25 protein-coding genes and 2 pseudogenes are annotated in these 23,908 nt (G+C 72.5%); 14 read left to right on the top strand and 13 right to left on the bottom strand.

The genetic code is table 11. The features are described from left to right. On the bottom strand, positions 1–309 hold a 309-nt coding region (locus ABT116_RS23315; protein ID WP_351637087.1), incomplete at its 3' end, for a hypothetical protein. Between the two features lie 4 nt (positions 310–313). On the opposite strand from ABT116_RS23315, the gene ABT116_RS23310 reads away from it, so the two are divergent. From ABT116_RS23310 to ABT116_RS23300, 3 genes are all read left to right on the top strand, one after another. Then, on the top strand, positions 314–445 hold the full coding sequence (locus tag ABT116_RS23310; protein ID WP_281292547.1) for a hypothetical protein: 132 nt from the start codon (positions 314–316) through the stop codon (positions 443–445). A 54-nt stretch (positions 446–499) separates the two neighbouring features. Further along, positions 500–1,234 carry a bestrophin-like domain gene (locus tag ABT116_RS23305; RefSeq protein ID WP_351637092.1) on the top strand — a complete coding sequence of 245 codons (735 nt, stop codon included), beginning with the start codon at positions 500–502 and terminating at the stop codon, positions 1,232–1,234. A gap of 224 nt (positions 1,235–1,458) precedes the next feature. Continuing rightward, entirely contained in the window at positions 1,459–1,986 is a 528-nt protein-coding gene (locus ABT116_RS23300) for a hypothetical protein (RefSeq protein WP_351637084.1), read from the top strand. A 107-nt stretch (positions 1,987–2,093) separates the two neighbouring features. Here the strand turns inward: ABT116_RS23300 and ABT116_RS23295 are convergent, their stop codons facing one another. Further along, positions 2,094–2,615 (bottom strand): hypothetical protein, encoded by a 522-nt coding sequence (locus ABT116_RS23295; protein ID WP_351637082.1) that lies wholly within the window; start codon positions 2,613–2,615, stop codon positions 2,094–2,096. Positions 2,616–2,965: 350 nt separating this feature from the next. On the opposite strand from ABT116_RS23295, the gene ABT116_RS23290 reads away from it, so the two are divergent. Then, positions 2,966–3,634, top strand: a complete 669-nt coding sequence (locus ABT116_RS23290) for a class F sortase (protein WP_351637080.1) — start codon at positions 2,966–2,968, stop codon at positions 3,632–3,634. A gap of 39 nt (positions 3,635–3,673) precedes the next feature. On the opposite strand, the gene ABT116_RS23285 is transcribed toward ABT116_RS23290, so the two are convergent. From ABT116_RS23285 to ABT116_RS23275, 3 genes and pseudogenes are all read right to left on the bottom strand, one after another. After that, on the bottom strand, positions 3,674–4,519 hold the full coding sequence (locus ABT116_RS23285) for a polysaccharide deacetylase family protein (protein ID WP_351637078.1): 846 nt from the start codon (positions 4,517–4,519) through the stop codon (positions 3,674–3,676). An 89-nt stretch (positions 4,520–4,608) separates the two neighbouring features. Then, the gene (locus ABT116_RS23280) at positions 4,609–4,908 is read right to left on the bottom strand and encodes an amino acid--tRNA ligase-related protein (protein ID WP_351637076.1); all 300 of its coding nucleotides are present in this window, start codon (positions 4,906–4,908) and stop codon (positions 4,609–4,611) included. A 73-nt stretch (positions 4,909–4,981) separates the two neighbouring features. Continuing rightward, positions 4,982–5,506 (bottom strand): annotated as a pseudogene (locus tag ABT116_RS23275) (phosphatidylglycerol lysyltransferase domain-containing protein); the annotation flags it as partial. A gap of 307 nt (positions 5,507–5,813) precedes the next feature. Here ABT116_RS23275 and ABT116_RS23270 point away from each other — a divergent pair. Then, positions 5,814–6,275: a universal stress protein gene (locus ABT116_RS23270; RefSeq protein WP_351637073.1), complete on the top strand. Its 462-nt coding sequence runs from the start codon at positions 5,814–5,816 to the stop codon at positions 6,273–6,275. A gap of 28 nt (positions 6,276–6,303) precedes the next feature. On the opposite strand, the gene ABT116_RS23265 is transcribed toward ABT116_RS23270, so the two are convergent. Then, positions 6,304–7,452 (bottom strand): CapA family protein, encoded by a 1,149-nt coding sequence (locus tag ABT116_RS23265; protein ID WP_351637071.1) that lies wholly within the window; start codon positions 7,450–7,452, stop codon positions 6,304–6,306. A 221-nt stretch (positions 7,453–7,673) separates the two neighbouring features. Between ABT116_RS23265 and ABT116_RS23260 the strand changes: the two genes are divergently transcribed. The 4 genes from ABT116_RS23260 to ABT116_RS23245 all read left to right on the top strand — a co-directional run bounded on the left by ABT116_RS23260 (position 7,674) and on the right by ABT116_RS23245 (position 10,979). Further along, a complete protein-coding gene (locus ABT116_RS23260) occupies positions 7,674–8,219 on the top strand; it encodes a sigma-70 family RNA polymerase sigma factor (protein ID WP_351637069.1) in 546 nt (181 codons plus the stop codon). Positions 8,220–8,371: 152 nt separating this feature from the next. Next, the gene (locus ABT116_RS23255; protein ID WP_351637067.1) at positions 8,372–8,884 is read left to right on the top strand and encodes a hypothetical protein; all 513 of its coding nucleotides are present in this window, start codon (positions 8,372–8,374) and stop codon (positions 8,882–8,884) included. A 151-nt stretch (positions 8,885–9,035) separates the two neighbouring features. After that, complete coding sequence (locus tag ABT116_RS23250; protein WP_351637065.1) at positions 9,036–9,689, top strand: zf-HC2 domain-containing protein; 654 nt, start codon at positions 9,036–9,038, stop codon at positions 9,687–9,689. Between the two features lie 111 nt (positions 9,690–9,800). Beyond that, on the top strand, positions 9,801–10,979 hold the full coding sequence (locus ABT116_RS23245) for a PP2C family protein-serine/threonine phosphatase (protein WP_502983917.1): 1,179 nt from the start codon (positions 9,801–9,803) through the stop codon (positions 10,977–10,979). Between the two features lie 19 nt (positions 10,980–10,998). On the opposite strand, the gene ABT116_RS23240 is transcribed toward ABT116_RS23245, so the two are convergent. Both ABT116_RS23240 and ABT116_RS23235 read right to left on the bottom strand, forming a co-directional pair. Then, positions 10,999–11,862, bottom strand: a complete 864-nt coding sequence (locus tag ABT116_RS23240) for an Fpg/Nei family DNA glycosylase (protein ID WP_351637063.1) — start codon at positions 11,860–11,862, stop codon at positions 10,999–11,001. A gap of 22 nt (positions 11,863–11,884) precedes the next feature. Next, a complete protein-coding gene (locus ABT116_RS23235) occupies positions 11,885–13,972 on the bottom strand; it encodes a SpoIIE family protein phosphatase (RefSeq protein WP_351637061.1) in 2,088 nt (695 codons plus the stop codon). Positions 13,973–14,267: 295 nt separating this feature from the next. Here ABT116_RS23235 and ABT116_RS23230 point away from each other — a divergent pair, with 295 nt between their 5' ends. Beyond that, the gene (locus tag ABT116_RS23230) at positions 14,268–15,689 is read left to right on the top strand and encodes a lipase maturation factor family protein (protein WP_351637059.1); all 1,422 of its coding nucleotides are present in this window, start codon (positions 14,268–14,270) and stop codon (positions 15,687–15,689) included. 21 nt (positions 15,690–15,710) lie between these two features. Here the strand turns inward: ABT116_RS23230 and ABT116_RS23225 are convergent, their stop codons facing one another. Beyond that, entirely contained in the window at positions 15,711–16,184 is a 474-nt protein-coding gene (locus ABT116_RS23225; protein ID WP_351637057.1) for a carboxymuconolactone decarboxylase family protein, read from the bottom strand. A 159-nt stretch (positions 16,185–16,343) separates the two neighbouring features. Between ABT116_RS23225 and ABT116_RS23220 the strand changes: the two genes are divergently transcribed. From ABT116_RS23220 to ABT116_RS23210, 3 genes are all read left to right on the top strand, one after another. Continuing rightward, on the top strand, positions 16,344–17,369 hold the full coding sequence (locus ABT116_RS23220; protein WP_351637055.1) for an alpha/beta hydrolase family protein: 1,026 nt from the start codon (positions 16,344–16,346) through the stop codon (positions 17,367–17,369). Positions 17,370–17,499: 130 nt separating this feature from the next. Further along, the gene (locus ABT116_RS23215) at positions 17,500–18,843 is read left to right on the top strand and encodes an amidase (protein ID WP_351637052.1); all 1,344 of its coding nucleotides are present in this window, start codon (positions 17,500–17,502) and stop codon (positions 18,841–18,843) included. 207 nt (positions 18,844–19,050) lie between these two features. Next, positions 19,051–19,470, top strand: a complete 420-nt coding sequence (locus ABT116_RS23210) for a VOC family protein (RefSeq protein ID WP_351637050.1) — start codon at positions 19,051–19,053, stop codon at positions 19,468–19,470. Positions 19,471–19,491: 21 nt separating this feature from the next. Here the strand turns inward: ABT116_RS23210 and ABT116_RS23205 are convergent, their stop codons facing one another. Then, complete coding sequence (locus ABT116_RS23205) at positions 19,492–19,974, bottom strand: GNAT family N-acetyltransferase (RefSeq protein WP_351637048.1); 483 nt, start codon at positions 19,972–19,974, stop codon at positions 19,492–19,494. Positions 19,975–20,030: 56 nt separating this feature from the next. After that, positions 20,031–20,204, bottom strand: a complete 174-nt coding sequence (locus ABT116_RS23200) for a hypothetical protein (RefSeq protein WP_167526749.1) — start codon at positions 20,202–20,204, stop codon at positions 20,031–20,033. Positions 20,205–20,660: 456 nt separating this feature from the next. On the opposite strand from ABT116_RS23200, the gene ABT116_RS23195 reads away from it, so the two are divergent. Beyond that, a complete protein-coding gene (locus ABT116_RS23195; RefSeq protein WP_351637045.1) occupies positions 20,661–21,110 on the top strand; it encodes a hypothetical protein in 450 nt (149 codons plus the stop codon). A 111-nt stretch (positions 21,111–21,221) separates the two neighbouring features. On the opposite strand, the gene ABT116_RS23190 is transcribed toward ABT116_RS23195, so the two are convergent. Together ABT116_RS23190 and ABT116_RS23185 are read right to left on the bottom strand one after the other, a co-directional pair. Then, positions 21,222–22,724, bottom strand: a complete 1,503-nt coding sequence (locus ABT116_RS23190) for an SDR family NAD(P)-dependent oxidoreductase (protein ID WP_351637043.1) — start codon at positions 22,722–22,724, stop codon at positions 21,222–21,224. A gap of 105 nt (positions 22,725–22,829) precedes the next feature. Continuing rightward, a pseudogene (locus ABT116_RS23185) lies at positions 22,830–23,813 on the bottom strand (wax ester/triacylglycerol synthase domain-containing protein); the annotation flags it as partial. Positions 23,814–23,908 lie beyond the last annotated feature (95 nt).

Raw genomic sequence — 23,908 nt, 5'->3', positions numbered from 1 at the left:
CCACTCGCCGTTCTTCAGCGCGGCGTTGGCCTGCGGGATGTGGCGGGCGGTGGCGACGACTCCGCCGCCGAAGCCGACGCCACCGCCGAAGCCGACGCCGGACCCGCCGCCACCGAAGCCCCCGCCCCCGGAACCGACCCCCACGGCCAGGCCCGAGCCGCCGCCGGCACCGCCCACGCCACGCCCGGCACCACCCCCGCCACGGCCGGCCCCGAGGCCCGTACCACCGGCGCCCCCTCCCCCCGCACCGGAGCCCGCTCCCCCGCCGCCGGCGCCGTCGGCCACTCCCGCGCCCGCCCCGTCCGCCACGCCCGTGCACTACCCGCGCTACCGCGCCTCGTCGCCCCGGCCACGGCCGGCGAAGGGCGCGATGTCACCGCTCACCTTCGTCCTGCTCGTCACGGTGCCCGCGGTGGTGGCCGTCGCCGCGCTGCGCGCGCGCTGATCCCTGAAGCCCTGGAGGTACCTCTTGCCGGAATGGCTTGTTCTCACCCTCGCGATGCTGGCCGCCTGTGCCGTCGTGGTCATCATCACCTTCGTACGGCACCGCGCGGCGCCCGAGGACGAGGACCCCAGTGAGACTCCGGACGTCATCGAGTACATGACGATGTGGATCGGAGTGGTCTACGCCATCGTCCTGGGCCTGGCGATCGCCGGCGTGTGGGAGGGGCGCAGCGCCGCACAGGACCACGTCCAGGCCGAGGCGACCGCGCTGCACGAGATCTCGGAGCGGGTGCGGGTCTATCCGGCGGAGGAACGCGACCGCATCCGGGACGACATCCGGACGTATGTGAGCCATGTCGTGACCACCGAGTGGGACACCATGGCCGACAAGGGCGAGGTCACCGGGCGCGGCACCGAGCTCTTCGAGCGGATCCGCCAGGACGTCACCGACTACGAGCCGGTGACGGACTTCGAGGCCCAGGCCTACCAGCCGCTCCTGGACCAGGTGACCGCGGCGAACCAGGCCCGCATCGCCCGGGCCGAGTCGACCGGGGAGACGATGCCGGGCGTGGTGTGGTTCGGGCTGGTCGCCGGGGCCGTCATCACCATCGGAATGATCTTCGCGTTGCAGATCCGCAGAACGACACGCGAACTGGTCCTCGCCGGGCTGTTCTCGGCGTTGATCGCCTTTCTGCTGTTCCTGATCTGGGACTTCGACTCGCCCTACAGCAGGGGTGTGACCGCCTCGGCGGACCCGTTCCTGAACCTCTTCCCGGGCGTCGGGGACTGACGGCGCCCCGCACCACGGGTCCCGGCCGGGGGCGCGCGACACACCGTCGCCGTCCCCCGGCCGCGTCAGCGGTGTTCCCCCGGGCGGCGCACACCCGTGCCCCATTCGCGCTACTGCGATCGCGCCACCGCGCGCGTCTTCTTAGCGTTTCGGGCATCGAGGTGCATGTGTGACGTGAGCGGAACAGGTCCGCGGCTGCTCCTCGGGGACCCGGAGGATTGATCATGCGCGCGATATGCCTCGCCTCGGCCGTACTGGTGGGTGCCGGCGCCCTCACCTCCTGCGTGCCCGCCGCAGACGCGGCGATGCAGACCGACTTCGGCTTCAGCGTCCTGCCCTCGACCGTCCGGGCGGGCGGTGAGGTGACCCTGCACGTCACGCGCAACCGGGCATGCCGGGGGGAGGCGACGGTCGACTCACCGGCCTTCGACCCGGTCACCATCCCTCGGGACGAGTCCTGGACGACGGTGGTCGTCGACTGGGACGCCAAGCGCGGCGCCGTCTACGAGGTCGAGTTCGAGTGTGACGGGTCGACCGGCATCGCGCGTCTGACGGTCGCGGGCGGCCGGCCGACGCACCACTCCGCCCATCACCCGACGCGCCACCCCGACAAGGGCGTGCACGCCGGTGAAGGCGGCACCCTCGCCGGCTTCGACCTCAAGGAGATCGGTCTGGGCGCCGCACTGATCGCCGGGTCGCTGGGCGTCGCCTACCACTTTTCGCGCCGCCGCACCGACGGGGACGCCGGCTGACACCTTCCCGCGGCAGGCCTTCGCCCCGGCTCCCCTGGTGACAGGGAGCCGGGGCGAAACGCGTTCACGTGCGAGGCGACGACTCGTCGAAGAGGCGAGGCGCCGCGTCAGATGCGGCGCTCGGCCCGGCGGCGCATCCAGAACACACCGCCGCCGACCACCGCCGCGGCCACGAGACCGCCGCCGATGGCCATGTCCGTCGGGGTCGCACCGGTGGTGCTGCCGCCGCCGATGCCGCCGCGGACACCGCCGATGACGGTGAAGGCATGCGGCTTGGTCATCCGCCTGCCGTTGCAGTCGACCGTGATGTCGTACGGCCCCGGGCGGGCGTTGCTGTTGATGGTGGCGGTGCCCCGCGCGGTCCCGTTGCCGGCGCCGCCCCGGTCGCCCTCGTTGCCCTTGCCGCCGCCGCCGACCGGCGAGAGCCGCGTCGGGGAGAACGCGTTCGAGGTCGCCGTGCCGCCGCCCCGGCAGCCGTCGACCATGATGGTCAGCTGGCCGCCCCGGGCGATCACACTGGGCAGGGCGGTGATGTTGCTCGGCGTGTCCCACGCGACGGCCGCGGGGGCGGAGAGGCCGAGGGCGGCGACCGCTGCGCCGGCGACCGCCAGGGCACGAGTGTTACGCATGTGAACCTCCGCGGAAGACGCCCCGGGACCCGTCCCCGGTCGATCGGCGAGAAAGCGCCTCCCAGAAAGACAGTCAGTTGCCGTGCCGCAAGCCGCATTTCGGGAATGGTCCGTACCGGTGAGAGCGGGCGGTACGGGAAAAGCGTCCATTCGGATATCGCCGCAGGTCACAGACCGTCAGAAATTTCCTCGCGGCGGCAACTCGGATGGCTCACCTGATATCCCCGCACCGCCCCTCGCGCCCCCGGCCACCCGTTCGCCGCGGCCCCGTCGCCGGTTTCCCGCACGCCACTTAGCGTGTCGCTATGCGCGATGGACACGGCGACGGCCGCGTCGAGAGGGGATGGCGAATGTCTGCGTCCGAGCTGGCCCAGGCCGAAGAGGAGGCGCGGCCGAGGAAGCGCGCCCCGTGGGGCGTGATAGCGCTGGTCCTGCTGACCGGCCTCGCTCTCATCCGGAACGGTTCGGGAGAGTTCAACGAGGGCCCGCCACAGCCGGCGAGTGCGGCCGCGGCGGACAGCCGGGTGCCCGGCGGCACCTTCGCGGGAAGTGTTCGGCCCTTGCCCTACGCCCTCCCCGACCGGGTCAGGATCCCGGCGATCCAGGTCGACGCGCCGATCATCCCCGTGGGCCTGGACGCGGACGGCTGGGTCGGCGCGCCGCCGCCGGAGGACCCCAACCTGGCCGGCTGGTTCACCGGTGCCGTCACCCCCGGCGAGAAGGGCACCGCGGTCGTGGTCGGTCATGTCGACAACCAGCAGGGTCCCGCCGTGTTCTACGGACTCGGGGCCCTGAGGAAGGGACATCGCGTCGAGGTCGCCCGGCAGGACGGAAAGACCGCCGAGTTCGAGATCTACGGCGTCGAGGTGTTCGAGAAGGACAACTTCCCCGGCGACCGTGTCTACGCTTCCAAGGGCGCGCCGGAACTGCGGGTCATCACCTGCGGCGGCGGTTTCTCCCAGCAGGAGGGCTATGCGGGGAATGTCGTCGCCTTCGCCCGCCTGGTCGCGGTGCGCTGAGCGCGTCCGGCGCGGCGGGCGAAAGCCCTGGGGCGTCCCTTACGCGTAGTTCCGCCGGGGCACGGTGACGTGGTAGCCGGAGTCCAGCAGTTCGGGCAGATAGCGCCGCAGGGCCCGCACACTCTGCGAGCGGTCGCCGCCGGCGTCGTGCGACAGCACCACGACGCCGGGTGCGGCGCCGCGTTCGACCCGGTTCGCGATGGACCGGACCCCGGGGGTGGCCCAGTCGAGGGTGTCGACCGTCCAGCCGAGGGGTTCCATGCCGAGTTCGGCGCCGATCCGGAAGGCGGTGCGGTTCCAGGCGCCGTAGGGCGCGCGGAACCACTCGGGGCGCTCCCCGTAGGCGTCCTCGATGACGTCGCTGGTGCGTTCCATCTCGGAGCGGATCTGCCGTCGGGTCAGGCGGGTGAGCAGGGGGTGGGACCAGGTGTGGTTCCCCACGACGTGGCCCTCGTCGGCCATCCGGGCCAGCAGGTTCCTGCCGCCGGCGACCATCTCGCCGCACACGAAGAACATCGCCCGCACGTCGTACTGGGCCAAGGTGTCCAGGATGTGCGGGGTGTAGCGGGGGTCGGGGCCGTCGTCGAAGGTGAGCACCATGGTGCGGCCACGGCCGGACACGCGCAGCGGCGCCTCGCGGTGAACCAGGGTCCGGCGGGGCGCGGCGTGCGGCGGGCCGAAGCCGGTCAGGGGCTGCAGCCGGTACGCGGAGGAATTGACGGGGCGGCGGGCCTGGGGGCCCGAGGCGGGGGTCGAGGTGCCGGGTCCGTCCCCGGTGACCGCCGTGACCACTCCGGCCGTGGCGGCCGCTGCCACCGCGCCGGCGCCCGCGATCAACGCGTGGCGCCTGGTGAACAGCCGGGTGGGCAACTGATCCTTCTTCATGACTCATGAGTCGCCCGGCGGAAGGCCGACGCACACGAGCAACACCGGTGCGGCGGCACACATTCACCCGTTCGGCCCACACGGGTGGGTCAGCGGCGGCGCACCAGCGGGAAGGGCAGGGTCTCGCGGATGGTGAGTCCGGTGAGGAACATGACCAGCCGGTCGACGCCGATGCCGAGGTCGCCCGTGGGGGGCATGGCGTATTCGAGGGCGTCGAGCTTGTGGTGCCGGTCGCGGACCTGGTCGGACAGGCCGGAGAGGGGGTCGGCGGGCTCGGTCCCGTCCCCTCCGGCGAGGCCGAGCGCCGCCAACGACGGCAGCCCCTCCGTGGTGGCGGGCCGCTGCCCGCCCTTCGGGTGCCCCTTTCCCTTGCCCCACAACGTGCGCATCGACGGTACGGAGACGAAGCCGACGGAGCACCGCCCCGGCGCCGATGCGGGCACCCTCCTCGAAGACGGAGCGGAACACGGCGAAGTTCAGCGACACCTTGCGCACCCCCAGCTTCCAGGCGGCGGCGCACAGTTCGGCGTCCATGAACTCCATGACGCCGTTGGGGGCGCCGCGGTCACGGCGCATCAGGTCCAGGGAGACGCCGTCGCTGCCCCAGGGCACGAAGGACTGGATGGCGAGCAGCCGGCCGTCCTGGTCCAGGGCCATGGAGAAGCCGCGTTCGGTCTCGGTGTCGCGCCAGGCGTCGGTACGCTCGACGAGCTGCCGCATCTCCTCCTCGGACAGGGTGGGGTGGCGGCGGACCCGGCAGGTGACGCCGGTGGTCGAAGTCGAGGACGTGCAGGATGGCCTCGTCGCCGAGCTGGAGCGCGCCGAGCCCGGCGCGGACGAAGGCCCGGGCGCCTCCTCCGAGGCACCCACCACGGCCGGGACCCAGGCGTGGCGGCGGGCCACGTCCTGCCAGGCGGCGATTGCGTGCGGCCAGGCCTCCCGGTCGCCCACCGGGTCACCGCCGGCCAGGCACACCCCGGCCTCCACGCGGTAGGTGACGGCGGCCTTGCCGCTGGGGGAGAAGACGCCGGCCTTGTCGCGGCGGTGGCGAAGCAGCCGAGGGAGTCCTGGTCGTCGTCGTGCAGGGCGGCTTCCAGGCGCTGGGAGCGGAACAGGGCGGCGGCGTTCAGCAGGGCGAGCGCGCCGAACAGGCCGAGCCTTCGACTCCAGGAACACCCGCGCCTCCTCGCCCGTCGAGCGCTCCCGCCCCGTGCGGCACAGGAAGCCCGGGCGTCGCCCGCCGGTCCCCGTCCCGCCCGGCGGCCGGACCTGGGGGTTCCGATAGCCTCGCGGCGTGACGGAACAGCACTCCCATCAGTTCGAGCGGGGCACGGACGGGCCGAAGGTGATCGTGGCCGGGGTGGACGGCTCCGACTCCTCCCTGCGGGCCGCGGCCTACGCGGCCGGCCTGGCCCGGCGGCAGCACGCGCTGCTCGCCGTGGTGTACGTGCAGCCCGTGCAGGCGGCGGGTGCGGCGCTGGGGGCGCCGGTGGCCGGGACGACGGACGAGATCGCCGAGGACCTGGTGGCGCAGATCCGGGACGCGGCCGAGCGGCTCAAGGGAACATTCGAGGTCCGCTGGGAGTTCCACACGTTCCGCGGCGACCCGTACAACGGCCTGGTGACGGCCGCCGACGAGCTCAAGGCGGACGCGGTGGTCGTGGGCGCCTCGGAGCAGGCGGGCCACCGCATCGTCGGCTCGGTGGCGGTACGCCTGGTGAAGGCGGGGCGGTGGCCGGTGACGGTGGTGCCGTAGGCGCCACGGCGCCTGGATCTTCGGGGCGTTACTCCCCCATCACCAGTCCGTCCTCGGCCGCGCCGCGGCTGAGGACGACGTCGCGGATGCGGTCGCGGACGGCTCGGACGTCGGCGCCCTGGGAGAGCGCCCGGTTGAGGTTCACGACCCGGCCGGCGTCGACGTCGAAGAGCTGGGGGACGAACTCCGCCTTCGTCACCTTCCAGCGCTCGCCCGGGCGTGCGGGCGAGGCGAAGGTGAAGCGGCCGAGGGTGGACTGGTTGCCGCGCGGGTCCTTGGCGCCCTCGTGGTTGGTCATCTCGCCGGCGATCTGGTCGCCCATGCCGTAGATCACCCAGGTGCCGTTGACCTTCTCGTAGGCCTGCGGGACGTGTGCGTGGGTGCCGAGGACGAGGTCGATGTCGGGGCGGCTCCCGGTGCGCGCGGCGGTGAGGCTTCCGGCCAGGGTCAGCTGCCGGTCGTCGGGGGCGTCCTGCCACTCGGTGCCCCAGTGCAGGGAGACCACGACCACGTCGGCGCCGGCCCGGCGCGCGGCCCGGGCGTCCTCGACGATCCTCGCCTCGTCGGTGAGGTTGACGGCCCAGGGCTGCCCGTCCGGGAGCGGGATGCCGTTGGTGTCGTAGGTGTAGGCGAGGTGGGCGACCTTGGCGGGACCGGCCTCGAGGACCGTCACCGTGCGGGCCTCCTCCTCGGTGCGTGCCGAGCCCGCGTGCCGGACGCCCGCGCGGTCGAGGGCGTCGAGCGTGCGGCGGATACCGTCGGCGCCGTCGTCCAGGGTGTGGTTGGAGGCGGTGGAGCAGCCGTCGTAGCCGGTGACGGCCAGGGCCCGGGCCACCTCGGGCGGGGACTTGAACGTGGGGTAGCCGGTGTAGACGCCGTTCGCGCCGTAGACGGTCTCCATGTGGCACAGGGCCACGTCGGCGCGGGAGACGACGGAGCGGATCCCGGCGAGCATCGGCCGGAAGTCGTAGCCGGTGCCGCCGGCGTCGAAGCGGGCCCGGTCGATGATCGTGCTGTGCGGGAGGACGTCACCGGAGGCGACCAGTGTGAACCCGCGCGCCCCGGCGGCCGGTGCCGGGCGTCCGCGGTCAGGCTCGTGGCCGCGGGCCTGGCAGGCGGCGCCTGCGGCGAGGAGGACGGTCAGGGCCAGGGCGATCTGTCGACTGCGCGTGAGCATGCATTCACCCCACTATGGGCGTTGTGGTCATATTTACGCATCATCAGGAAAGAAGGCTCCTGGTGTCCCACGCGTCTCCGACACGCTCATCAGCCCGTCCGGCACCCGCATGGCCGGGTGCCCGACCGTTCGTCGAACCGTTCGTCGACGCGATCGACCGTCCGTCGCACAGCCGGGTACGTGCCCTGTGCCGGGGCCGCGCCCTGCGGTGGCATACGGCCATGACGGCCGGATCCACTCTCACGAACGGAACGACCGCCGAGCACGAGCTCGCCGCACTGCAGCGGGAGCACGGCCGGCCCCTCTTCGCGCTGCTGCTGCGGCTCTGCGACGGCGACCGGCAGCGCGCCGAGGACCTGGTCCAGGAGACGTTGGTGCGTGCCTGGCAGCACCCCGAAGCCCTGCGCGCCGACGACTACGACTCCGTGCGGCCCTGGCTGATGACCGTCGCGCGGCGGCTCGCGATCGACGCCCGGCGGGCCCGCCAGGCCCGTCCGCCCGAGGTCGGCGACGCGGTGCTGGAGAACGCGCGGGTCATCTCCGACCACGCCGAGCGGGCCGCGGCGATGCTGGATGTCCGCGAGGCTGTGAAGACACTCACTCCGCAGCACCGTGAAGTCCTGGTGCTCGTGTACTTCCAGGGGGCGAGTGTGGCGGAAGCCGCGACGACCCTCGGGATTCCGCCCGGTACCGTGAAGTCCCGCGCGTACTACGCGCTGCGTGCCCTGCGCAGGGTGCTTCCGGGATACGCCGCCGACCTGCGGTGAAACCAATGGGTGGGTCAAGCCTCCGTAAAGCGCCTTGCCGATGACCCCGGTTGAGTAATCGGCTGTTCCCATCCGTGTTCCGGAGGGGGCCGTGAGCGTCCCCGGGGCCCGGTGTCGGGCGACGCGCACGTACCGGAGGAAGGCAGGAAGGGATGCTGGACGAAGAGCAGGGGAGCACGGACGGTGCCGACGGCGAACTGACCGTCCCCATGGCGTGGTTGTACGCCGAGTACATCGCCGACGAGCTGCTGCGGACCGGCGATCTGATGCCGCCGACGTCCTTCGAGTTCCGTGCCGGGCGGGATGCCCTGGCGCTGACCATCTTCCTGTCCGACACCGACGGGGAGCTGTCCGGCATCCGGGTCGTCACGCAGCTGGAGACGTGGCTGTCGCTGACGGCGTACGACCAGCCGTGGCAGGAGTGGGTGCGCGAGCGGCTGGCCGAGCTCGCCGCCGGCGCCGCGACGTCGGGCCGGCCCGCGCCGGACCTGGACCTCGCGGAGGAGGCCTGGCGCTGGCTGCAGGAGACGGAACTGCTCGCGCCCGATCTGAACGCGGTCCCGGGCGGCGCTCCGGTGGTCGGTGAGGACGAGGGGCCGAAGGTCTGGACGCCCGCCTGGCAGCTCGGGCTGCCGCTGGGACACCTCGCGATCCATCTTTTTTAGATTTCTGCGGCCCCGGACCAATCCGGGAGCCGGAGGGCTCCGAATCCTTTGGTTGCGATTGTGTCACCGGCTTGAGTGATTCAGCTGCCTGGTCCGTACCGGTGGGAGCAAGGAGTAACCCCACCCGCACCCAACGGCACGAGGATTCGGCATGAGGTCCCTGGAGAGGCATCGCGACGTCGCGGCCTACGCGCTCGGCGTGCTGGACGAGGCGGAGGCCTTCCGCTTCGAGGACCACCTCATGGAGTGCCCTCGGTGCGCTGCAGAGGTGACGGAATTCGGCCCGACCACACGGCAGTTGATGCTGTACCGGCGGTCGACACCACGGTTCGTGCACCCCATGGCGCAGCCCGGGCCGCGCATGCTGGACGGGCTGCTGGCCGAGGTGGCGACCCGCCGCCGGGCCGGACGCAGACGCCTGCTGTTCGCCCTGGCCGCCTCGGTCGTCTTCGCGGCGTCGGTCCCCGGCATCGCGATGATGGCCGAGGGCGACGCGAAGGAGCCCCGCACCGTCGCGGCGACCGACACGCGGACGGGGGTGTGGGCGCAGGTCACGACGGAGGACGAGGCCTCGGGCAGCCAGGTCGAGCTGAAGGTCAAGGACGGCTTGGGCCCGCGCGCCTGCCACCTGGTGATCATCGGCCACGACGGCACCGAGGAGACCGCGACCAGCTGGCACGGGCCCGGCCACGACGACCACCCCGACACGATGATGGCCAGCTCCTCCCTGCACCCGGAGGACATCGCCCGCTACGAGATCCGCTCGGCGGCCGGCGAGGTCCTGTGGAGGATCCAGCCGAGCTGACCATCCGTCCTGCCCCTGCCGCCGGGCGCCGGGCGCGTCCCGGTGTGAGACTGCTGGACGACGCACCCGGAAGACCGCCGGGTGCAGGCGGTCCCGGTGAGGGGAGACGAGGTGACGGCAGAGCCCGGGGGCGGCGGGCTGGAGGAGTTCCTCGCCGACCCGGAGAACGCGACCCTGGACCTGCCCACGGCGGCGGCCCGCTGCACCGAGGCCCTCGGACTCCAGAGCTCCGTGGTCTACCTGTCCGACATCCAGCAGCGCCGGCTGGTACCACTCACCGACGTGGCCTCTCCCTTGCTCATCGACGGCTCCCTCGCGGGCTGGACCTACCGCACCCAGTCCCTGCGTGTGGCGGCGTCCGAAGCGGGCGGCATGACGGCCTGGATCCCCCTCGTGGACGGCGCCGAACGCCTCGGCGTCCTCGCGGTGAACTCCCCCGCCCTGACACCCGACGTGCTGCGCCGCGGCCGCGCCCTGGCCAAGCTGCTCGCCATGATGATCACGTCCGCGCGGGCGTACCAGGACTCCTTCGTACGGCGTCTGCGCGCCCGGCCGATGCGCCTGCCCGCCGAGATGCTGCGGGCCTTCCTCCCGCCCCGGACGATCGGCACCTCACACGTCGTGTCGACGGCCGTGCTGGAGCCGGCCTACGAACTCGGCGGCGACGCGTTCGACCACTCCCTGACGGAGACGGCGCTGCACGTCACGGTGCTCGACGCCATGGGGCACAACCTGGCGTCCGGCCTCACCACGGCGGTGTCGCTGGCCGCGTGCCGCAATGCCCGGCGTACCGGGGCGGATCTGCCCGAGCTGGTGGAGAGCGTCGACGACGCGCTGTCGCGGTGGCTCCCGGACCAGTTCTGCACCGGTGTCCTGGCCCAGCTGGACCTGACCTCGGGGATGCTGCGGTGGGTCAACTGCGGGCACCCCACCCCGCTGCTCATCCGCGACCGGCGGCCGCTGGTCGACGCCATGCGGCGCGAGCCGGACCTGCCGATGGGGATGCCGTCCCTGCTGACCGAGCGGAGGCGGGAGACGCACGAGATCGCCCTGAAGCCCGGCGACCGCGTGCTGCTGTACACCGACGGGGTCACGGAGGCCAGGGCGGTCGACGGCGCGGAGTTCGGGCTCGAACAGTTCGCCGACTACATCATCGGAGCGACGGCCGCGGGCGAGCTGCCCTCCGAGACGCTGCGGCGGCTCATCCACTCCATCCTGGACTCGCCGACGAGCCGGCTGCGGGACGACGCGACCATCCTGATGTTCGAATGGTCGCCGCCGTCCCGGTAGCCCCGAGACCCGGCCCGGGTCACTTCAGCAGCCGGGACATCCTGCGGTCCGCCAGCGGCTTGCCGCCCGTCTGGCAGGTCGGGCAGTACTGGAGCGAGGAGTCGCTGAAGGACACCTCACGGATGGTGTCGCCGCACACCGGGCAGGCCTCCCCGGTGCGGCCGTGGACACGCAGCCCGCTCTTCTTCTCCGCCTTGAGCCGCCCGGCCGCCACGCCCCGAGAGCGTTCGACCGCCTCGGTGAGCGTGTCGCGCAGGGCCGCGTACAGCCGCCCGGTCTCCTCCTCGCTCAGGGACGCCGCCAGTTTGAAGGGCGACATCTTCGCCACGTGCAGGATCTCGTCGCTGTAGGCGTTGCCCACGCCCGCGATCAGGCTCTGGTCGCGCAACGCGCCCTTGAGCTGGCGCCGTTCACCGGCCAGGAGTTCCGCGAGGCGCCGTTCGCCGAAGTCGTCGGCGAGCGGGTCCGGCCCGAGCCGGGCGACGCCCGGGACCTCCTGCGGATCGCCCACGACGTACACCGCGAGCCGCTTCTGGGTGCCGGCCTCGGTCAGGTCGAACCCGGCGCCGGTCTCCAGGGCCACGCGCAGCGCCAGGGGGCCCTTGCCCGGGCGGGGCGGGCCGTCGGGCAGGCGGTCCTTCCAGTGCAGCCAGCCCGCACGGGCCAGGTGCGTCACCAGGTGCGGGCCGTCCGCGGTCGCGAGGTCGAGGAACTTGCCGTACCGGCGTACGGCGGCCACCTCGTGGCCCTCCAGCGCGGACAGGGGAGGTTCGTACGTCTTCAGGACGCTGATCGCGACGGGCAGCACCCGTACGATCTCGTGGCCGACGAGGTGCTCGGTCAGGAAGTCCTTGAGCGCCTCGACCTCGGGCAGTTCCGGCATAGGTCCAGAGTGCCACGGGGGGTCAGTCCCGGCCCGGCACCACGAACTCGCACCACACGGCCTTGCCGCCGCCCCGGGCCTCCACGCCCCACACGTCGGTCAGCAGCTCGACCAGGAGCAGGCCCCGCCCGGAGACGCCCGACTCGCCCGCCTCGCGTCGGCGCGGCAGGGCGCTGGAGGAGTCCGCGACCTCGACGCGCAGCCGGCGCTCGGAGCCGGTGAAGGCCCGCAGGGTGACGACCGCGGAGCCCTCGGTGTGCATCAGGGCGTTGGTGATCAGCTCGTCGGCGACCAGTTCGATCTCGTCGGCGCGCTCGCCCGCTCCCCAGGCGGCGACCGCGGTGCGGATCATGTGCCGGGTCTCGGCGAGGGCCCCGGGGTCGCCGGGGGCCACGCGCCGCTGGAGCCGGCGGCCGGACTGCGGGCCCTCGGGTCCGCGCCGGCGCAGCAGGAGCAAGGCCACGTCGTCGTCGCCGCCGCGCTCGGCGGCCACGTCGATGAGCCGCTCGGCGAGGTCCCGTACGTCGTCGGGGCCGGTGGCGACGAGTGCGCTCAAGGTGCGCATGCCGTCGTCGAGATCGGCGCCGGGCTGCTCCACCAGACCGTCGGTGCACAGCAGCAGGGTGTCGCCGGGGTCGAGCTCCATGGTGGTCACGGGGTATTCGAGGCGGCCGAACTCGGCGGACAGGCCGAGCGGCAGCCCGCCGTGCACGGGGACGCGGCGGCAGGAGCCGTCGGGGTGCCGCACCAGCGGATCGATGTGGCCGGCCCGGACCATCTGGAGCACACCGGTGGACAGGTCGGCCTCGGCGTAGAGGCAGGTCGCGGAGCGGTCGGTGTCCAGTTCGTGCAGGAAGACGGAGGCCCGGGCCATCACGGTCGCCGGGGGGTGTCCCTCGGCGGCGTAGGCGCGCAGCACGATGCGCAACTGGCCCATGACGGCGGCCGCGTGCGTGTCGTGGCCCTGGACGTCGCCGATGACGGCGCCGACCCGGCCGCCGGGCAGCGGGATCAGGTCGTACCAGTCGCCGCCGATGTCCCGGCCGACGGAGCCGCCGATGGTGGCGGCGCGGTAGCGCACGGCGACGTCGGCGCCTGGCACGCTCGGGATGGTCCGGGGCAGCATGGCCTGCTGGAGGCCCTGCGCGAGGTCCATCTCCTGTTCGTAGAACATGGCCCGCTGCAGGCTCTGCGCGATGCTGCTGCCGAGGGCGACGAGGATGTTGCGCTCCTCGGACGTGAAGCCGTACCGGTCGCTGTAGAGCAGGCCCATGGCGCCGATCGGCCGGGCCTGGACGATGAGCGGCAGATAGGCGGCCGAGGTGATGTCGAGGCCGGTGATGTGCGGCCACAGAACCGGAAAGCGCTCGGCGAACTCCTCCGGAGACTCGATGAAGCACGGGCCGAGGGTGCGGACGGCCTCGCTCATCGGATAGGGCTCGTCGATCCGGGTGACGCGGGTGCCGGGTACGAAGCTGTCGGCGGGGCCCTCGGCGACCAGGCGGATGCGCCCGGCCTCGACCAGGCCCATGACGAGACTGGTGGCGCCCAGGTGGACGAGACCGTGGGTGTCCTTGAGGACGTCGATGACGTCCTGGACGGTGCGGGCGTGGGCGAGGGCGGCCGTGGTGAGTTCGACGACGCTGGTCTGCTGCCGGCGGGCCTCGTCACGGGCGGCCTGGTCGCGGCGGGCGTCGATCTCGCCGAGTTCCTGGGTGGCGTCCCGGATGATGCCGATGATGCGGCGGGGGCGCCCGGTGTCGTCGCGCCGGATGTAGCCCTGCGTGTGGGTCCAGCGCAGGCTGCCGTCGCGGCGGCGGATGCGGAAGTAGGCGCCGTAGTTCTCGCTGCCGTCCTTCAGCGCCTGCGAGACCGCGGTGTCCAGGCGGCGGGACTCGTCGGGCGGGACGCGCTTGGCGAGGGATTCGGGATGGTCGTCGTACTCGTCGGAGCCCACGTCGAAGACCTCGTGGGCCTGGGCGTCCATCTGCATCAGGCCGGTGTCCAGGTCCCAGTCGAAGCTGCCCATCCGGTTGAGCGCGAGGATCGGGTCCGGGTGGGCGGGCCAGTCGTCCGGGAGGGACAGGGCTCTCGCTCCCCGATCAACCATGGGCCCACCTTGCCAGGATTCGTCTGATTCTTCGACCGGATGTGCCGAGTGTACGAGCCGCTGCGCCGGATCGGCCCTCAGTCACTGAAGACGCCCGAGGGGCCGCCGGGGATGCGGTCGGCGGCCCGGCCGGTCGGAAAAAGGTCCGGCTCCGTCGGCGGACCGGAGCGGTCCGGTACGACGTCGGGCCCGGCACTATTGTTTGCTTTGGCCGCTCTGGTCACGCAACCGCAGCGACGGCACACCGAACGTGACGAACGGGCCCGGCACCGTACGGGAAGGAGGGCCCACGGCCGTGGAATGGTTCGCCGCATCCGACTACTGGCTGACCCGGCTGGTCTTCCAGCGGGGCCTTGCGGCCATGTATCTGGTGGCGTTCCTCACGGCGGCGCTCCAGTTCCGCGCGCTGATCGGCCGGCGCGGCATGCTGCCGGTGCCGCGGTTCGTCGAGCGGGTGCCGTTCAAGCGGGCGCCGAGCCTGTTCCAGTGGCACTACTCGGACCGCTTCTTCGCGCTCTGCGCCTGGGCGGGCTGCGCGGTGTCGGCGGCGCTGCTGGCCGGGCTGGACTCGCAGCTGCCGCTGTGGGGCGGCATGCTGCTGTGGCTGGTGCCGTGGGTGCTGTACCTGTCGATCGTCAACGTCGGGCAGACCTGGTACGCGTTCGGCTGGGAGTCGCTGCTGCTGGAGGTCGGGTTCCTCGCGGTGTTCCTCGGCAACGACGAAGTGGCGCCGCCGGTCGTCGTGCTGTTCCTGCTGCGGTGGATCCTGTTCCGTGTGGAGTTCGGCGCGGGCCTGATCAAGATGCGCGGCGACGCCTGCTGGCGCAAGCTCACCTGCCTGGACCACCATCACGAGACGCAGCCGATGCCGGGCCCGCTGAGCTGGTTCTTCCACCATCTGCCCAGGCCCCTGCACCGCGTCGAGGTGGCCGCCAATCACGTCACCCAGCTCGTGGTGCCGTTCGCGCTGTTCACCCCGCAGCCCGTCGCTACGGCCGCCGCGTCGCTGATGATCGTCACCCAGCTGTGGCTGGTGCTGTCGGGCAACTTCTCCTGGCTGAACTGGATCACGATCGTGCTCGCCCTGTCGGCGGTGCGGTTCCCGGCCGATCCGCCGCAGGTGCCCGGCGCCCCGCTGTGGTACGTGGTCGTGGTGCTCGCGGTGTCGGTGCTGCTGCTGGGCCTCGGCCACCGGCCGGTCCGCAACATGCTCTCCCGGCGTCAGGTCATGAACCGTTCCTTCGACCCGCTCCATCTGGTCAACACCTACGGGGCGTTCGGCAGTGTGAGCCGGGTGCGGTACGAGGTGGTGGTGGAGGGCACCGCGGACGAGGTGCCGCACATGGACTCGGGCTGGCGGGAGTACGAGTTCAAGGGCAAGCCGGGCGATCCGCGGCGCTGGCCGCGCCAGTTCGCGCCCTACCATCTGCGGCTCGACTGGCTGATGTGGTTCGCGGCCCTCTCCCCCGCCTACGCGGACTCCTGGTTCGGGACGCTGGTGGAACGGCTGCTGGAGAACGACCGGGACACCCTGAAGCTGCTGCGCCGCTCCCCGTTCCCGCCGGACGAACCCCCTCGGTACGTGCGCGCCCGCCTGTTCCGCTACCGCTACACGACGTGGCGCGAACTGCGGGAGACGGGCGCGTGCTGGGAGCGGACGTACGTACGGGAGTACCTGCCGCCGACGCGGCTGGCGGGACCGGGTCGGCGGGCTTGACCCGGCCCCGGCGCTCCGCTGTTACGCGAACTGGCCGGGCTTGTAGTCGCCCGCCGGCTGCTCGAGCATGACGTTCAGCCGGTTCGCGGTGTTCATGAAGGCGATCAGGGTCACCAGCGCCATGAGCTGTTCCTCGTCGTAGTGCTCGGCGGCTCGCCGCCACACCGCGTCCGGCACGCCGCCGGCTCCGTCCGCGATCCTGGTTCCCTGCTCGGCCAGCTCCAGCGCGGCTCGCTCGGCCTCGGTGAAGACCGTGGCCTCGCGCCACGCCGCGACGAGGTGGAGACGTACGGAGCTCTCGCCCGCGGCGGTGGCCTCCTTGGTGTGCATGTCGACGCAGACCGCGCATCCGTTGATCTGGCTCGTGCGGAGCGAGACCAGTTCCCGGGTGGCGGCCGGCAGCGGCGACTTCACCACCAGCTGCCCCAGGGAGTAGAACTGCTTGACGACCTTGCTCGCGCTCGGGATGGCGAAGACGTCCAGTCGTGCGCTCATGGTGAGCTCCTCTGCCGTTGTCGGTGCGTACACCCCTATGAGGCAGCGGCTCATCACGATGTGACACGGGCGTGTGTGACCTGTGCCATAAGGGTCCGTTCGCCGTCCCCCACAAGTCGGCCCTGCCCCACGGCGCTCCACAGGGTCACACTGGACCGTATGCGGCTTCGGGGCACCGCCTGCGCGGCCGCCGGACTGCTGCTGGCCGTCGCGCCGGGCTGCACCGGCGGTGCGGGGGACGGCACGCCCGTGGCGTCCGAAGCGCCGGCCCGGGCCGCCGGAGAGAGCCCCCGCACCACTCCCTCCCCCACCCCGGCCGACCCCGTCTCCCTCCAGGCTTTGATGCAGCGCGAGCACACCGGCTCCGGCCTGCGCCTCGGCGCGGTGCTCGACCGTACGTCCGCCTACACCCGCTACGCCGTCACGTACGAGGCGAACGGCCTGACGATCTCGGGGATCATGAACATTCCCGAGGGCGAGGGCCCCTTCCCGGCGCTGGTGCTGGCGCACGGCTACATCGACCCGGACGGGTACGTCAGCGGCCAGGGCATGCCGCGCGAGCAGGACCGCCTGGCCCGCGGCGGCCATGTCGTCCTGCACACCGACTACCGCAATCACGCCGACTCCGACAAGGACCCGGGCAACGACGTGAACCTGCGCCTCGGCTACACCGAGGACGTCATCGGCGCCGCCCTGGCCCTGCGCGAATCCGGGCGTCCGGAGATCGACGGCGACCGCATCGGGCTGTTCGGGCGGTCCATGGGCGGCGGGGTCGTGTACAACACGCTGGTCGTGGCACCGGGCCTGTTCGACGCTGCGGTGGCCTACGCCCCGGTCAGTGCGCGACCGGAGGAGAACATCGACCACTTCCAGCGGCCCGACGGCGATCCCCTCGTCGCCGAGATCGAGGAGGAGCACGGCACGCCCGAGGACAACCCCGCGTTCTGGCGCGGCGTCTCCCCGCTCACCCACGCCGACCGCATGACCGAGCCGCTGCTGATCCAGCACGGCACGGAGGACGACACCTGCCCCCTGGCCTGGTCACGCGAGGCCGCCGGCGCGTTCGAGAAGGCGGGCAGGGACGTCGAACTCCGCACCGTCCCCGGCGAGGGGCACACGTTCGGGCCGAAGTGGGCTGCCTCGATGGACGTCACCGAGGCCTTCTTCGCGCGCCACCTGCGCTGAGCCGGTCGCCCCCACGGCATCGGTTCGGCCCCGACACGGTCGGCGACCTCGACGCACGGGCTTCGCCGGGTGCACAGTTCTCCCTACGTACTCGTCAGTAAGTCCGCCCTCTCCCCTCCGAGGAGCCGCTGTGACCACGTGGGCCGGCCGCACCGCCGCCGAGATATCCGCCGCCGTACGCGAGAAGCGGGTCACGCCCCGCGAGGTGGTCGCCGAGCACCTCGCCCGGATCGAGCGGCTCGACGGCCGGGTCGGCGCGTTCCGCGCGCTGCGCGCCGAGGCGGCCCTGGCCGAGGCCGACGAGGTGGCGGCGCGCGGCGACTTCGCCGAACTGCCCCTGGCCGGGGTGCCCGTGGCCGTCAAGGACAACCTCGCCGTGCGCGGTGAGTCCCGGCGGATCGGCTCGGCCGCGACGCCGGACACGCCGGCCGCGCGGGACCATGTGACGGTGGCCCGGCTGCGGGCGGCGGGCGCGGTGGTCGTGGGGATGACGAACGTCCCCGAACTGTGTGTCTTCGGCACGACGGACGGCGTGCTGGGCATCGCCCGCAACCCCTGGGACCCCACGCGTTCGGCGGGCGGTTCGTCGGGCGGCAGCGCGGCTGCCGTGTCCGCCGGCATGGTGCCGATCGCCCTCGGCAACGACGGGATGGGCTCCCTGCGCATACCGGCCGCCAACTGCGGCCTCGTCACCATCAAGCCGGGGCAGGGCGTGGTGCCGACCGGCGAGGGGGACAGCACCTGGTTCGGCATGGCGGAGAACGGGCCGCTCGCCACCACCGTCGAGGACGCCCGTCTGATGTTCTCGGTCCTCGCCGGCACCGAACCCGGCCCCGCGCCGGCGCCTGGCGTCCTCAGGATCGCCGTGTCGCTGCGCAGCCCGCTGGCCGGCGTCACCGTCAGCCGTCCGTACGCGGCGGCCGCCCGGGACGCCGCGGGGCTGCTGATGAGGGCGGGCCATCAGGTCCGGCGCGCCGACCCGCCCTACCCGATGTCACTCGCCACGACCTCCCTCGTGCACTGGACGGCGGGCACCGCCGCGGACGCCCGGCCGCTCGACCCCCGGCTGCTGACGCGTCGCACCCGCGTCCACGCCCGGCTGGGCCGGCCCTTCCTGCGCACCGTGAGCTCCGGGGCGAGCCGCGAGCGGCTGCGCCGGCGGCTGGAGCCGTTCTTCACCGAGCACGACGTGCTGCTCACGCCCGCGCTCGCCCGCCGCTCCCCGAAGGCCGGGCCGTGGCACGAGCGGGGCTGGCTGAGCAACGTGCTGGCGAACACGAACTACTCGCCCCTGACGCCCGCGTGGAACCTGACCGGCTGGCCCGCCATGTCCGTCCCCTGCGGCACCCTTCCCTCGGGCGCCCCGTGCGCCGTGCAGCTCGTGGGCCGCCCCGGCACGGAGTCCCGACTCCTGGCTCTCGCCGCGCAGTTGGAGGAGCGAAACCCGTGGCAGCGTACGGCGCCGATCGACTAAGGTCGGCCGGGTGACTGCCGGGTCGGCCGTAGGCCATGCACGAGTGAGGCGCCCGGCCTCGGAGTGAGCGCGGCGGGGGTGACCCCGCCCGGGCCCGCCCGAGAGCCGGAGAGGGCACGCGCCCCGCCTCTCGTCTTCGTGTCCTCATCCCCGCGCCCCTGGACGGCGCTTCCTCATGGATCCCGAGACTCGGAGAAGAACCCACGCATGTCCCACACCCCGCACGCCACCGAACTGCCGACCACGGTCGCCCACCTCAACCACACCGTCGTCCACGCCTCCCACCGCCGGCTGTCCGCGGAGTTCCTGGCGGCCGTCCTGGGTCTGGAGGTCGGCGCCCCCTTCGGCCCGTTCCTGCCCCTCGACCTGGGCAATGGCGTGACCCTCGACTACTACGAGAAGACCGACGAGCCGATCCAGCCGCAGCACTACGCGTTCCTCGTGCCCGACGAGCGGTTCGACGGCATGATCGACCGTCTGGAGGCGATCGGCGTCACCTACTACGCGGACCCGAACCACACCCGGCCGGGTCAGGTGAACGATCTCTTCGGCGGTCGCGGCGCCTACTTCGACGACCCGGACGGCCACAACATGGAGATCATGACCCGGCCGTACGCCCGGCCGTGAGAGCCGCGAACTCCCGGTCGTCTACAGCGCCCGGTACATGATGTGGAGCCCCACCCGGCCGTGCCGGGGGTGGTCGAACGCGTCGGGCACCGTGCCGAGGATCGTGAAGCCGAGCGAGGTCCACAGTGACACGGCCGGGTTGGTCTCGACGACGGCGTTGAACACCATGCCCCGGTAGCCGGCGGTCCGGGCTTCGGTCAGGAGGTGTTCGGCGAGGGCCCGGCCGTAGCCCCGGCCGCCCCGGCCGGGGTCGACCATGAAGCCGGCGTTGGCGACACGGGCGGCGGGGCCGCCGTAGTTGGGGGTGAGGTAGGCGGAGGCGACGACGACACCGCTGTCGTCCTCGACGACGTAGACGCGTTTCGCCGGGTTCATCCACAGGACCCGGGCCTCCTCCTCGGAGGTGCCCGGGTCCCATGCGTAGGTCTCGCCCGCGGCGACGATGCGGTGCCAGAACGGCCAGATGCGAGGCCAGTCGTCAGCCGTTGCTTCCCTGATCAGCATGGTCGCGAGTCTGGCACGGCCATGCGCTCGGAGGTCGCGGAGGGGTGCGCCCGATGTCAGTCGACGCTGGGCAGGATGTGGGGCTCTGCGAGGTCGTCCTCGTAGCCCGCGAGGCGGATCGGGGCCGAACGGGCCCACACGTCGAGGCTGCCGAGCTCGTCGGCCCGTCGGCCGGCGCGCTCGCCGCGTTCCTTGGGGCGCTGATCGCGATTCGTCTTCTCCGGTGTCACCGCGCACTCCTTATGTGTCGGTCACCCTCGGGACGTACGCGCCGGTCCTGCTGCGCCTGACGCCCGCTCGGGCCTCTATGCCAAATGCAGTTCGGACGCGGTGGCGCCGGTCGACTCACGGGAGAGCAGGCCGTGGTGAACCGGCTGGTCCCATGACGGACCGTGGGTGTGGGTAGGACCCCGTGCTGCTGTCCGTCCGCCTCAGACTAACCAAATGAGCAGGGCCCCGCTCGATGGGGCTGAAAACAACCGGTAACGATCGCGCGTCATCCCGCGTTCAACTCCGGTTTACGTACCGATTTGTACGCTTCCAGGCGTTTCGTGAATCACTCGAACGGCGTACGTCGACGACGGCGTTTTTCGGACGGTGCGCAGTTCAGGTGCCGTTGGCCGAGTCGAAAGCTCGCCATGCTCTGCTGCCGTACGGCAACGGCCGTCCCGCGGGAGGACTGACGCATGGAGCTGCGCAGCGTCGAGGAGCTGATGGATCTGCTGTACGCCTGCCGGGGCACCCGGGACGCCCCGGACGGCGGCCGCCCGTCGGCCGACCTGCACGACCACGCGCTGCGGACGGCGGCGCTGCTGCGCCGCGGGCGCCCGGCCGACAAGGAACTCCAGGTCGCGGGCCTGGTGCAGCCCCTCGGCCGGCTGCTGTGGCCCGGCGACCCCGCCGGGCGCGCCGATCGCACGGCCGACGCGGTACGCGCCCTGCTCGGTGAGCGGGTGGCCCGTCTCCTGCGCCGCCGCCCCCGCCGGGGTGCCCCGGCCGACGACGACCTCCTCACCCTCCGACAGGCCTGCGAAGAAGCCCGCACGGCCGGCTTCGACCCCGGGGTGCTGGAGGACTGGCGCACGGTTCTGGAACTGCTGGCGGCCCGCAACTCCCGTCTCGGAGCGGTCGACTGACGAATCAGCACATGATGGTTCCCGTCCCGGTGGCGGGATGAAGGCCCCGGGGGCGCGGGTGACTGCGCGACCGGTCCGGCGCCGCCTGCCGACGCCCGACCGGGGACCCGCCTACCACTTACCCGGCGCGTAGTCCTTCAGAAAGACCCCGTACAGGTCCTCTCCCGCCTCGCCCCGCACGATCGGGTCGTAGACCCGGGCCGCGCCGTCGACCAGGTCGAGCGGCGCGTGGAACCCGGCCTCGGCGAGCCGCAGCTTGTCGTAGTGCGGCCGCTCGTCCGTGATCCAGCCCGTGTCCACCGAGGTCATCAGGATCCCGTCGGTCTGGAACATCTCCTGTGCGCTGGTCCGCGTCACCATGTTCATGGCGGCCTTCGCGGCATTGGTGTTCGGATGGCCGGCGCCCTTGTAGCCGCGCCCGAAGACACCCTCCATCGCGGACACGTTCACCACGTACGCGCGCCCGCTCTCCGCCTTCTTCGCGGCCTCGGCCATGGCCGGCCGCAGCGCGCTGATCAGGATGAACGGCGCCGTGTAGTTGCACAGCTGCGTCTCCAGCAACTCGACGGGCGAGATCTGCTCGATCGTCTGCACCCAGGTGTTGGAGTCGACCACGTCGGGCACGAGACCGCCGGCGTCGATCGCCGTGCCGTCCAGGTGCCGCTCCACACTGGCGTTGCCCGCGACCAGGGCCAGGTCGGCGACCTTCTGGGCGTCGAGGCCGCTGGTACCCAGCGGCAGCGCGGCGATGCCGTCGACCGCGCCCGAGTTGAAGGCGCCGATGACGTGGTGGGCGGGCAGCTCACCGGCGGGCAGCGGGGCGCTCTCCCCCTCGACCAGCGCGGCGTAGGCGGAGGGCAGGCGGCGCACGGTCTGCGTCGCGTTGTTGACGAGGATGTCGAGCAGTCCCGCCTCGGCGACCTGCTCCGCGAGGGCCACGGCCTGTGCCGGGTCGCGCAGGTCGATGCCGACGACCTCCAGGCGGTGCATCCAGTCCGCGGAGTCGTCCATCGCCTTGAAGCGGCGGATGGCGTCCTTCGGGAAGCGCGTGGTGATCGTGGTGTGCGCCCCGTCGCGCAGCAGCCGCAGCGCGATGTACATGCCGATCTTGGCCCGGCCGCCGGTGAGCAGCGCGCGCTTGCCGGTGAGGTCGGCGCGGACGTCGCGCTTCTCGCGGTTCATGCGGGCGCAGTCCGGACAGAGCTGGTGGTAGAAGTAGTCGACTTCCACGTACCGGGTCTTGCAGGTGTAGCAGGAGCGCGGGCGCTGGAGTATCCCCGCGATCCTGCCCTCCTCGGTGTTCGACGACGGCAGCAGGCCCTCGGTCTCGTCGTCGATGCGCTGGGCGGAGCCGGTCGCCGTGGCCTCCGTGACCGCCTTGTCGTGGGCGGTCTTGGCGGCCCGGCGCTCCTGGCGGCGGCGCTGCTTGACCGTGCGGTAGATCCCGGCGGTGGCCCGGCGGACCGCGATGGCGTCCGGGTGGTCGACGTCCAGCTTGTCGAGTTCCTCGAGCACGCTGAGGCAGACGGCCAGGCGTTCGGGGTCGATGCCGGGTCCGTACGAGAGCCCGCCGGCCTCGTCCATGGCCTGCGGGCCGTCCTGTGTCACCGTCATCGCCGCTGTCGTTCCCTGCTCTGCCCTCGCGGCGCGCCGGTCGCGCCCGCTTTCGAAGGGCGGATTTTACTTCAGCGCCGGGCCACACCGCCAAACGCGCCCCGATCACGACCGGCAGGCCTTGATCAGTGTCGCCACCTCCTTGGAGACGGCCGTGGCGAACAGGTCGAGGTCAGGGACCGCCTCGGCGTCGGCGACGAGGCCGTAGTGGACACTCCCCCGGTACGTGGAGACCGCGACCGCCAGGGAGTGGCCGGGGGCCAGCGGGGCGAAGGGGAAGACGGCGGTGAGGGGGTGGCCACCGAGCTTCAGGCCCAGGCTGGGCAGGGGCACGCTGGTGACCAGGAGGTCGAACCAGAGCCGGGCCGCCTGGCCGACCAGGGGCCCGCCGAGCCGGTGGGCGAGGGCGGGGACGTGGTCGGCGAGCAGGGCGACGGCACCGGCGCCCCGGTTGGGGCCGGCCTCCTTGTTGCGATCCATGGCGTCCCGGACCGAGGCCAGGCGGGCCAGCGGGTCCGGATCGTCGACCGGAAGCTGTATCAAGTACCCGGAGAGCCGGTTGCCCTGCGGGTACGCGGTGCGCGGGCGGCGCTTGGAGACGGGGATCAGGGCGCGGGGCGCGACGCCCTCGCTGCCGTCGCCGCGCTCGTCGAGCCAGCGGCGCAGGGCGCCCGCGACGACCGCGATGAGGACGTCGTTGACGGTGCCGCCGACGGTCTTGCGGACGCGGTGGACGTCGTCGAGGTCGAGCACCACTCCGGCGGTGCGGCGGGTGCCGCTCGGCTCGCAGGTGAGCGCGGGGGTCGAGCGCACGTCGAGGGAGGAGCGGGCGACGGAGGCGCCGATGTCCAGGGCGCGGCTCACGTCGGACAGGGCACCGCGCATCATCGCGGGCAGATCGCGCACGTCCGGCACGAGAGCGCGCGAGGTCGCGGCGGGGCGGGGCCGGGGCGGAGGCATGTCCATGGGGTCCATGACACCCGCGGCGAGGGTCAGCGCCCGCAGCCCGTCGGCCAGGGCGTGGTGGAACTTGAACAGCACCGCGAAGCAGACGCCGTCCTCGCCCGGCAGGACATGGGCCTCCCAGGGCCGAGCAACGTCCCACGCACCCGGCTACGAAAGTCCTGCTGCTCCGTACGCCCCCAGACGGCACCGGCAGTCGCACCCACCTTGACCTCCCAGGG

The organism is Streptomyces sp. NPDC002130 (assembly GCF_040296465.1).
GTDB lineage: Bacteria > Actinomycetota > Actinomycetes > Streptomycetales > Streptomycetaceae > Streptomyces.
This window is presented reverse-complemented; position numbering and strand designations above follow the sequence as displayed.